General features: G+C 48.0%; 8 protein-coding genes. 4 read left to right on the forward strand and 4 right to left on the reverse strand.

Features of this window, described 5'->3' with window-relative positions; translation table 11 throughout:
• Both LDL40_RS12060 and LDL40_RS12065 read right to left on the reverse strand, forming a co-directional pair.
• Nucleotides 1–606, reverse strand: a 606-nt coding sequence (locus LDL40_RS12060; protein ID WP_300995623.1) for a cytochrome-c peroxidase, incomplete at its 3' end; no start/stop codon positions are given.
• Nucleotides 603–1,223, reverse strand: coding sequence for a c-type cytochrome (locus tag LDL40_RS12065; RefSeq protein ID WP_300995624.1), 621 nt, complete (start codon nt 1,221–1,223; stop codon nt 603–605). The genes LDL40_RS12065 and LDL40_RS12060, both read right to left, overlap by 4 nt.
• Before the next feature lie 238 nt (nt 1,224–1,461).
• On the opposite strand from LDL40_RS12065, the gene LDL40_RS12070 reads away from it, so the two are divergent.
• From LDL40_RS12070 to LDL40_RS12085, 4 genes are all read left to right on the forward strand, one after another.
• Nucleotides 1,462–3,999: a TonB-dependent receptor gene (locus LDL40_RS12070; RefSeq protein ID WP_300995625.1), complete on the forward strand. Its 2,538-nt coding sequence runs from the start codon at nt 1,462–1,464 to the stop codon at nt 3,997–3,999.
• A 113-nt stretch (nt 4,000–4,112) separates the two neighbouring features.
• The gene (locus tag LDL40_RS12075) at nt 4,113–4,487 is read left to right on the forward strand and encodes a DUF3019 domain-containing protein (RefSeq protein ID WP_300995626.1); all 375 of its coding nucleotides are present in this window, start codon (nt 4,113–4,115) and stop codon (nt 4,485–4,487) included.
• Complete coding sequence (locus LDL40_RS12080) at nt 4,487–5,185, forward strand: response regulator transcription factor (RefSeq protein WP_300995627.1); 699 nt, start codon at nt 4,487–4,489, stop codon at nt 5,183–5,185. The genes LDL40_RS12075 and LDL40_RS12080 overlap by 1 nt, the downstream gene beginning before the upstream one ends.
• Complete coding sequence (locus LDL40_RS12085; protein WP_300995628.1) at nt 5,182–6,393, forward strand: sensor histidine kinase KdpD; 1,212 nt, start codon at nt 5,182–5,184, stop codon at nt 6,391–6,393. The genes LDL40_RS12080 and LDL40_RS12085 overlap by 4 nt, the downstream gene beginning before the upstream one ends.
• On the opposite strand, the gene LDL40_RS12090 is transcribed toward LDL40_RS12085, so the two are convergent.
• Both LDL40_RS12090 and LDL40_RS12095 read right to left on the reverse strand, forming a co-directional pair.
• The gene (locus LDL40_RS12090; RefSeq protein WP_300995629.1) at nt 6,390–7,595 is read right to left on the reverse strand and encodes a PepSY domain-containing protein; all 1,206 of its coding nucleotides are present in this window, start codon (nt 7,593–7,595) and stop codon (nt 6,390–6,392) included. The two genes, LDL40_RS12085 and LDL40_RS12090, sit on opposite strands and share 4 nt — an antisense overlap.
• A 7-nt stretch (nt 7,596–7,602) precedes the next feature.
• Nucleotides 7,603–9,786 carry a TonB-dependent siderophore receptor gene (locus LDL40_RS12095; protein ID WP_300995630.1) on the reverse strand — a complete coding sequence of 728 codons (2,184 nt, stop codon included), beginning with the start codon at nt 9,784–9,786 and terminating at the stop codon, nt 7,603–7,605.
• Between the last annotated feature and the right edge of the window lie 214 nt (nt 9,787–10,000).

Genomic DNA, 10,000 nt, shown 5'->3' on the forward strand with positions numbered 1-10,000 from the left:
CAGCGAACTCTGAAATGCCGCCAGCGCTGTTGCTACCTGACTTAGCTGTAGCTCTGTACTTTGAGGAAAAGCCTGACGGAACAAGTCCGGATACAAGGCACTGCTGGTTAAATCTGCCAGCACCTGCTCTGCGGTATTAGCCATTTCATGGGGCGCAAACAGCGGGATCAGTGCCTGCTGTTCCAGCGAATCAGCACGGGCATCCCAGAATAGCTTTTTCAAAAAGCCGACATTCCACAACCCCGGAGCGCTACGCGTGCCTATGTCGCCGTTACTGCCTGTACTGACAGCTTTACCATCGCTAAAGCCATGAGCAGGCTGATGACAACTGGCACAAGCTTGCTTATGATTGGCCGACAGTAGCGGGTCGAAAAACAGATAACGACCTAAATCAATCTGCTCCGGGCTAAAGCCATCTCTGGCCTTGGGCAAGGCCGTTTTCGTACCGCCAATGCCTTTCTCATGCAGCGAGTCGTACTGATCATATCGGGTCACTAACTTGCACTGATTCTGTGCGGTAAGCTCAAAACTGGGCGGACATTGAGTACTCAGGCTAATCAGGCTGCTGTTGAGCACTAAAGCTGCTGTGAAACTGAGCATCATCATAACCCCGTCATCAGATAAGCCACTACAGCCTGCTTATCCGCTTCAGATAAAGTGCGGCTCATCATCGCCATTTGCCGGCCGGGTTTATCAGCGCTATTACTGCCACGCACCCCTGTTTGAAAATGCTGCAGTTGTAATAACAGATAGTCCTGACTGAGTATGGTTAAAGCCGGGGCTTTTAACTCCAGATTGCCTTGCGCTTTATTGCCATGACAAGCGCCGCAGGAGCCGATGTAAACTCTCCTGCCCTTGTCCAGCAGTGCCGGTTCCTGCTGTTCAGCCTTTAATTCCACCTTGGGCCTGTCAGCGGCTAAAGCGCTGAAATAGCGTGATAATGCCTCTACCTCTGCGGCGGTTAGCTGTTTAGCTACTGCTGCCATCACCTGCCCTGTGCTGTCTTCTGCTGACGAGCCTCTTTCTCCACTTTGAAACTGCAGCAGTTGTTTTTTCAGATAAGGTTGTTGTTGTCCTGCCAAAGCAGGAGCTTTAGTCGCCTGTTGATTTTCTGCAGCATGACAGGCGTTACAACTAGCGGCTTTATCTGTGAGTTCTGCCGCAAGGGATGAGCTATACAACAGTAGGATTGAGGTTAGCAGCAGAGTTAATTTCCACGTCATAGCAGCACCATTTTTTTATTAGTCCGGATGGTTTTTGTTGCCTTAAGAGTGCGTTTTCACTGCCTTGGGTTCAAACCTAAAAGTGTACAAAATTGTCCAGTTCGCTTTATTTAGTGCAAAGCGCAGTTACTATCGAATGCAGCGAGATCCGTCTTTGAGCTGCGGTTGTTGTGTCTGCAGAGACATCAGAGTCCGATCCCGACCACTCAGAAAAAAAACAAAAAACAGGGAGACAGTCATGTCGCAACAGCGCACTAAATCTACAGTCAGACTAAAACCACTGGCCTGCTTTATTGCTATAGCACTCAATGGATACAGCACAGGTCTGCAAGCAGAACAAGCTGAAAACGGGGCAGAAAACACCGAACCAGCCATAGAAACCATTACAGTTACAGCACAAAAACGTGTGCAGAATCTGATGGAGGTGCCAGTCGCCATTGACAGCATTTCGGCCACAGATTTAAAAGAAACCAATTCAGTACTGCTCGGAGATATAGCCGACTACACGCCTGGATTTAAATTTAGTAAAGATGCTGTGGTACAGGCGACTGCTACAATGCGGGGGATCTCGAGTAGTAACATCAGCACAGGGGGCGACCCTTCGGTAGCTATTTTCTTTGACGACTTTTACCTGCCACGTGCCGCCCAAAGTGTGATGTTTTCCGATATGCAACGCATAGAAATCCTCAAAGGCCCACAGGGTACTTTGTTCGGTAAAAACGCCGCTGCCGGTGTGGTCAATCTTATTCCAAATGCACCAGAGCAGAATGACGAAGCATTTATTAAAGCCACGCTGGGGGATTATTCGCTGCAACGATACGAGGCGATGGCAAATAAAGCGCTAAGCGATTCATTTGCCGTGCGGCTGAATCTGATGAGTAATAAGCGCGACTCTTACATCAACAATATCTATCCTGACTATCAGGGCGAAGAGCTGGGCAACACCAATCACCAGGCGGCGCGACTCGCCGCCTTATGGCAGGTTGATGCAAATACCAAAGTGCAATTCAGCTACGATTGGGATGACCTGGATCAGGGCTATTCACCTGCTATAGGCCTGAGCCCTTATGCCTACAGCATGAACCCATTGGACAGAACCATAGAAAATGATGTGATAGACGGCCATGAACGCCGTGACATGGGCGCATTTTCTCTGAAAATCATGCACGATTTTAATGACCAATGGTCGGGCAAACTGATCAGCAGCAAAAGGCAATGGGAAGTATCAGGCCGGGATGACTCAGACGGTACAGCTGATAAAACCCGTTATCTGGATACTATCAATTTTGAAGACTCGGATATTTTCTACAACGAGTTACAACTGAACTACCATCAGGACCAGCTAAGCTATGTTGGCGGTATTACCTACAGTAAAGAAAAGGTTTATCAGAAAACCAGTCTGAACATTATGTCGGATACGGTAGCGCGACTGACGACTGCTAATTTAAATGGTACGCTGATTTCAGCCTTAACGGAGGCTGGTGTGCCGGAAGAGATGATCAGTGGTATGGGTTTACCAGCCGATCACATCTGGAATTCACAAAACTGGGCCAGTATTTTAAGTGTGATGGCGATGGTCGACCCCAGTGTAGGTGCTTTGCTGGAACAATTAGGCGCAGCGCCTTTTAGCCCTGAACTGGTGGGTGCCATAGAAGCCACAGGTGATTTAACTTATGACCTGATTGGTGCAGGCCTTGGTATCAATGAAATTTTTGGTCCTTCAGTGGCAGGTAAACTCTGGAGCGAAGACATTATCAACACTGGTGATTTCACCTCCTATGGTCTGTACTCTGATCTGGATTATCAGTTGAATGAGCACTGGGGTTTTACCGCAGGTTTACGTTATAGCAGGGATGAAAAAGATTTCAGCTGGGAGATTAAAGAGCGATCTTTTGGTCAGCCTATGCCTGGTTTAACTGACTTTTTATTTCCACTGATGCCACGCCTCGACGCCAACAAAAGCTGGAGTAAAGTCACAGGCCGTGCCGTCACCCGTTATCAGATCAACGACAACAATATGGTCTATTTATCTTATTCCACAGGTTATAAATCCGGTGGTTATGACTCTTTGGATCCAGGTTCTTCTATCCGGCCTTTTGCTCCTGAAGAAGTGAAAAACCTCGAACTGGGCTACAAAGCCGATTTATGGGATCAGCTACGCTTACAACTGGTGGGCTTTGATATGGATCTGACCAACCGCCAGCGATCAGTCAGCAGCAAGAGCCCGGATTCAGGTGTTGCTATCCCTTTAGTCATCAATGGTGATCAGGATATTCGCGGTATGGAGATGGTACTGGACTGGCAAGCAACCAAACAGCTGAAGCTGGGTCTGGTGACTGAATATCGTAAAACCGATTCGAAATGGCAAGAGTTTTACAATGCAGATGGCGAACTGGTCACAGATGTAGATAAAACATCAGCAGCAGATTCTTATACACTGACTGCAGACTGGACCGCAGCTCAGCAATGGGCAGGTGGTTACTGGAAACTACATCTGGATTACGTCTATGAAGAAAATACCAGAGCGGACGACCCGGATTTACTGGAGATAGCCAAATCTATTCCTGTCTATTTTGCAGATACCAAAAACATCAATGCCCGCTTAAGCTGGAGCAGTAATGATGATCAGTGGGAACTGGCTCTCTGGGGGAAAAACCTGGCTGACCATGAAACCACCGGAACTATAGGAGGTTTTGCGGCAGACACGCTGGGTACACCTATCACCTCCCTAAATGCACCACGCACTTATGGTGTGGAAGTGAAATATCAGTTCTGACCTGGAGGGGCCTTGTTTTTTTAGCCAGGCCCCGCTTTACCAAACCTGCTTTTCACTGCACTATCAGTCAATAATTTCAGAGAAAAAACCACCAGACAGATGCAGGATTAATGATGGCTCTTCGTACTTTAGCTTTGCTTTTATTACTCCGGAGTTTTATCTCTGTGGCTGCTGCAGCTGATTTTAGCCTGCAGCCCAGACTCTGCCTGCATCATGCCCACGAAGCCTGCGTACTGAAATTAAAGGTCAGTTGGCAACAAGACAGTAAAGCCTGCTTATATAAAAAAGCGGATCCGTCACCTTTACTCTGCGCTTCCAGTATCAACCAACATTTGCAGCTGGAACTGACAGAACATACCAGCTTTGAACTGCGAAACCTAACTACAGGCGAGTTATTAGCTGAACGTCAGATCAAGGTGCTGCAAGTGGATTTGAACGCAAGCGATCAACTATTAAAACGCAGCCGCAATAGTTGGGGGAATCCCTGATGCAGCAAATATTGTTGATCGAAGACGACCTGGAATTATCCAGGCTGGTAGTGGATTTTTTGCAGTCTGAAGGTTATCAGGTCAGTAGTTGTGGTAACGCGCTCAAAGCCAAAAAGCTGATCCTGGCACAAGGTTTTGATTTAATAGTTTGTGATGTGATGTTGCCAGGCAGTAGTGGTTTTGATTTGGTCAAACAAATCCGTCAGCAATTTAAAGGGCCTATTTTGTTTATGACGGCGCAAACTTCTGTGGCCTCTGTACTGCAGGGGCTGGAACTGGGCGCTCAGGATTATCTGCTTAAGCCGCTGGATCCGCGTATTTTATTGGCCAAAATCCGTATCTTTTTGCCACCTGAGCACGCAAGTGCCGAACCACAACCTGTGCTAAAGCAACACAACTTAACAGTAGACAGAGTGTCAGGCCATGTGGTGCTGGCAGGTCAGGATATTTGCCTGACCAACGCCGAGTTACAATTGCTGCTGACTTTACTGGATAACTATGGCATAGCCGTCAGCCGTGAACGTTTATTCCGGGAGCAACTGACCCGCGAATATGATGGTACGGACAGAACCATGGACGGCCGGGCCTCAAGACTAAGACGAAAATTGCAGGTTGTGGATGATCGCTGGAATGTGCAGGTGGTCTGGGGTCAGGGTTATCGTATCAGTTACGCTGAAGCTGTGGAGCCACAGCCATGAGTTATACCCTGCTACGCTTTTACCTTGGCATAGTGTTAGTAGTTTTACTGCTGTTTTTCAGCCTGAATCAGCTTTATAGCTGGGTTTATCAACGCGATGATCTCGCGGATGCTGCTCAAACCATGCTGCAGCATGTGCACCAGTACAGCCAGCAAGACAAGCTCAATTGCCGTGTCTCGGAAACAGAAGACTGTACCAATAGTTTATTTGTCACTTATCCGGCTGGTATGTGGCAGCCTCAGCCCAACTTCATCTATGCAGTTGAAGTAATGCGCGACAGCCAGGGCAACGCCTCTATGTGCAGCGAAATGCCTGAAGGTGAATTGCTCTGTTTAAGCCAGCTAAATTTACCCGACGGTACCGACTTCAGCATCGATTTGGCCCATGTGTTTATCCTGCTGCTACTTCTGTGTTTATTCTGGCTGAGCCGCAACCTGTTCCGAGACGTAGAAACCTTAAGAATGAACGCTTTACAGGAAATCAAACTAGGGCATCTGCCCGCTTTTCAGCTCAGTCCAAAATCTTACCTGCAGCCTTTAGCTCAGTCGTTAACCCGGATGAATCAAACCATAGCGGACTTAAATTCACTGCAAAGAGAAATGGCCGATACCGTTTGCCATGACATTAAAACTCCGCTGGCGCGGATGCGTTTTATTATGCTCAGTCTGGAGTCAAATATCAGCCAAGCTCAGTATGCTCAAGTCTGTCGCAACCTGCAGGAAATAGAGGACAATGTGTACGATTATCTGCGGTTGGCGCAACAGGATTTCCGCTCCGACCTGCAGTTGAGTCAGGTGGCGCTGTCACAGTTACTGCAACAGCTGATCGATAAATTTTCTGCCAATACAGAACATCAAATAGAGCTGATTGCCGGACCAGTCGTCAGTATTCAGGCCGATGAAAAACTACTGCAACGGGCTTTATCCAATTTATTAAGCAATGCGTTGCGGTATTGTCATACCAAAGTCTGGATTGAACTAAGACTGCAGGACACGGATTGCCTGATCGACATTTGCGACGATGGCGCCGGTTGGCACAGTAATCAGCAACCCAGTCCTGATGGCTTATCTCATCATGGTATAGGCCTGGCCATAGTATCCAGGGTAGCCCATCAGCATGGCGGTGTGTTTTTGCGCATCAGCAGGCCAGAAGGTGGCGCTGTGGCACGATTGCAGTTGCCTGTAGGTTCAGCCACTGCTGATGCTTAAGACGGCAGCAATGACCCCAACAGCGGTGACAAAGGCAGGTTTTCTACTTCACGTTGTGAGAACTGCACTGAAGTCACCACTAAGGCTGTGACCACTAACGCAGACGAAACAGCACCAGTCCAGCCTAACCAGCGTATCAGTTCCGGTTGCTGCCTTTTGGTACGCAGCCAGTGCATCCAAAGTCCACCTGCCACTAAAAAGGTAAAACCCAGCCCAAATACAAAGTACAGCAGCTTCACGCCAAGCCCGGCAAAGTTACCAAAATGCAAAGGGTCAGCCATATCTGAGATGTAGGCCACAGGTTTTAATTCACCGCCTTTTTGTAGTTTCAGCACTTGCGCTGTCACCGGATGCAGGTAAATGCGGTTGGCTCTGTCACGCACCAGCAGCGTATCATCCTGACCTGTCACCACCACAGGTGCTTTGTCGGACTGTGGATAATTCAGCGCTCTGATATCCAGTTCTGGTCTGGCCTTTTGCGCAGCCTGCATTAATTCTGTTAAAGACAAAAACTGCTGTTTTGTCGGCTGTTCCAGCTTGGGCGCTTTTGGATAATGCTCCACTTTAAACTTCAGCAAAAAGTGTTCGGTGAAATACCAAAGCCCGGTCAGGAACATCAGCAGAATAAAACCCCAACACCAGACGCCTGTCCATTTATGCCAGTCCGACCAAAACGTACGGCTGGAGGCTTTAGTCCCTGAAGGTAGCTGAAAACCTTTACGCCACCACTGCCGGTAGACATAAAAACTGCTAACCAAAATAATCAGCAGTAAAAAACTCAAACTGGTCACCACAATTTTGCCGGTGGACCCCAGCGACAGGTACATATGGATATTGCGTAAAAACCGTGACACAGTGCCCCATGGGCCTTCGCCAGTTAAGGCGCCGGAGGCGGGATCAAAATAAACAAATTTAAATTCCGAGCCTGCATTTAAACTTACAGTCCCTGCCAAATACCATTGCTCTGGCACATTGACATTACTGATTTGATAGTCAGGATAAGCTTTGGCTAAATTTTGCTCCAACAGCTGCCAGGGCACAGGGCCCTGTCGTTCAGACAAGGCCCGGTATTTTTGATCTGACAGATACTGAATTTCGTGACTGACCACAGCCAGAGTGCCGGTCAGACAAACCAGCAGCATCAAAATGCCAAAAGCAAAACCAGCAAAAGAATGTAGCTTAAACCAGGTTTTTGCAGTCATAGCCAGCTTAGAACTGATAACTGGCGGTGACTATTAAACGGCGTGGTTCACCGGGAAAGTGCCCTGTGCGTTCAATAAAACCAGCAGTGGCGTAAGTTTTATCGAACAGGTTTTTCACATTGGCCTGAAACAACCACTGCTGCCAGCGGCTTTGCCAGCTCATATCAAAGACGGTGTAGGATTTTACATGCTGACCATCAATGCTTAGCTGATCGCTAACATAATCCATACCGGCTGCTATGGCTGAATTGATACTGCTCAGCTCATAACGGCTCCATACCCCAATCTGATGTTGTGGCGCATTGGCAAATTTGTCACCCACCGCATTAGTAATAGCACTGGTGCTTTCGACAATACGGGTATCGTTGTACGCGTAATTTACATTCAGTACCCAGGAGTCAGTTAAGTCGCCTAACAAGTCCACTTCCACGCCTTTACTTTTGACTTCTCCCAAGGCGATTTGATCGTCACGGCCATCACCGCCGACATCACCACGAGGGTCAGCCTGCAGTATGTTATTTCTGATCATTTCATAAGTGGCCAGATTCAGGCGAATAGCGTCGTCCAACAAAGAAAAACGCGCTCCAGCTTCGACAATGCTGGACTGCTCAGCCTCAAAAGGCCCACCCACCTCAGGCACCTGAGACGCACTGGCCTGCGGACTGAAGCCTGTGCCTTTGAGTGCATACAAACGTACCCAGTCGGTCAACTGATAGGTAGACCCGACACGCCAGGAGCTGTCGTTGCCATCCACTTTAGACGAAGCCACATTGTTTTTATCTTCAAAACTGTCCCAGCGCAGACCCAGCAACAGATTCCAGCTGGCCGTTAAATCGACCTGGTCTTGCAAGTAAAAACCTTGACGCACAGCAGTAGTGTCTGTAGGCGTAGATTTAATGCTGTCGATATCATAATCAGCAGCCGAAGTCAGGCCATAGACAGGATTAATCAGACTTATACCCAAAGCCTTACCGCCCTGCTCTATCGGCGCTACATTGCGGCCTAAAAAGTAGGAGTCTTGCGTCATAGTGTCAGCACCAATTAACAACTGGTGATTCAAACCCGCTGTGTTGAACTCCACTATATTGTTCCAGGTGATACTGTCTGCAGTATTTTCGCGGCGCTGATCCCGGAACTGACGGCGGCAATAATCCACCACTCCGTCACCATCTGTATCAAAGCTGCAGAAAGGTTCATGATAGTTTTGCAGTTCGGTATTATCATAATGGCGCCAGGTCAGATCGGTGCGCCAGTTGCTGTTAAATTCATGATCGGCCCGCACCTGCCATACATCTGCTTCTAATGACTGGAAATCTGTGGCTTCGTTATGGTTCCAGGCTCTGTCACCGAGGAAATTACCCTGATCATCTGTAGGCACACCCCGTAAACGCGCGCCCTGATAATCCTGAGTCACAGCATTGTATTGCAGCGTCAGACTAGTGCTATCGGTCAGATCAATCAGATAGCCCAGATCCAGAATGTCGTTTTCAACTTTGGTGTTCCAGCGAAACGGCTGCTCAGAATCGCGGTAATAACCAAAACGATAGGCTTGTTGCTCTGTGAGTGGCCCACTCAGCTCAAGCGATCCCTGCCAGTAATCATCATTACCTAAACCTAGTTCCAGTTGGTTTTTCGCGGTGCGTTGTGGCTTTTTAGTGACGTAGTTAATTAAACCACCAGGAGCGCTACTACCGTATAAAGCGCCGCTACTGCCTTTTAATAACTGCACTTCCTGCACGTTAAATAACTGAGGCACAGCAAAACCATTAAAAGGATCGCCTCTTACACCGTCGTATAAAATCTCGTCCTGGCGGAAACCGCGGAAGGTGACACCTGAGTAACTAAAAGCACTGACACCACTCATGCTGCGGTATAAATCTGTGATCTGACGAGCCGCCTGATCACGAATCAAGGCTTCTGGCAACACCTGAATATTTTGTGGCACCAGTTCTAAATCTGTATCTGTTCTGGTGCCTACACTGCTTTGTGACGCACGGTATAACGTCTGAGCCCTACCCTTGACCTCTATCACTTCCAGTTCTTTGTCCACTTGCTGTTTATCTGAGGACTGTTGCTCAGCATGTTCTTGATCAGACCGCTTTTGATCTGACAGCTGGGCATTAGCAGCAATGGAATTCAAAGCAGTAAGAACTGCAATAGCTAATAACGAAGGAGAGCGTAAGGACAACATAACAGCCTCAAAGCAACAATAAAGGCGCACAGACTAAACAAGAATGATTCGCAATTCAAGTGAATTAATTTAATCAGTTTTTGTCAGTGCGCATTTTTTGTTATCCGCTTGGCTTACATAAACTTCGCTGGTACAGACCAGGCAAGCCGCACTGGCACAGTCGATTCAGAATCCAGCTCGAGACAGGTTAAAGAGGCTTTTTTCAGCTCAAGGA

Source organism: Rheinheimera sp., assembly GCF_020217005.1.
GTDB lineage: Bacteria > Pseudomonadota > Gammaproteobacteria > Enterobacterales > Alteromonadaceae > Pararheinheimera.

What these genes read in the sequence shown, in the direction of transcription:
- LDL40_RS12075 (WP_300995626.1), top strand. Translation starts at nt 4,113, where the DNA reads ATGGCTCTTCGTACTTTAGCTTTGCTTTTATTACTCCGGAGTTTTATC.
- LDL40_RS12070 (WP_300995625.1), top strand. Translation starts at nt 1,462, where the DNA reads ATGTCGCAACAGCGCACTAAATCTACAGTCAGACTAAAACCACTGGCC.
- LDL40_RS12095 (WP_300995630.1), bottom strand. Translation starts at nt 9,786, where the DNA reads ATGTTGTCCTTACGCTCTCCTTCGTTATTAGCTATTGCAGTTCTTACT.
- LDL40_RS12090 (WP_300995629.1), bottom strand. Translation starts at nt 7,595, where the DNA reads ATGACTGCAAAAACCTGGTTTAAGCTACATTCTTTTGCTGGTTTTGCT.
- LDL40_RS12085 (WP_300995628.1), top strand. Translation starts at nt 5,182, where the DNA reads ATGAGTTATACCCTGCTACGCTTTTACCTTGGCATAGTGTTAGTAGTT.
- LDL40_RS12065 (WP_300995624.1), bottom strand. Translation starts at nt 1,223, where the DNA reads ATGACGTGGAAATTAACTCTGCTGCTAACCTCAATCCTACTGTTGTAT.
- LDL40_RS12080 (WP_300995627.1), top strand. Translation starts at nt 4,487, where the DNA reads ATGCAGCAAATATTGTTGATCGAAGACGACCTGGAATTATCCAGGCTG.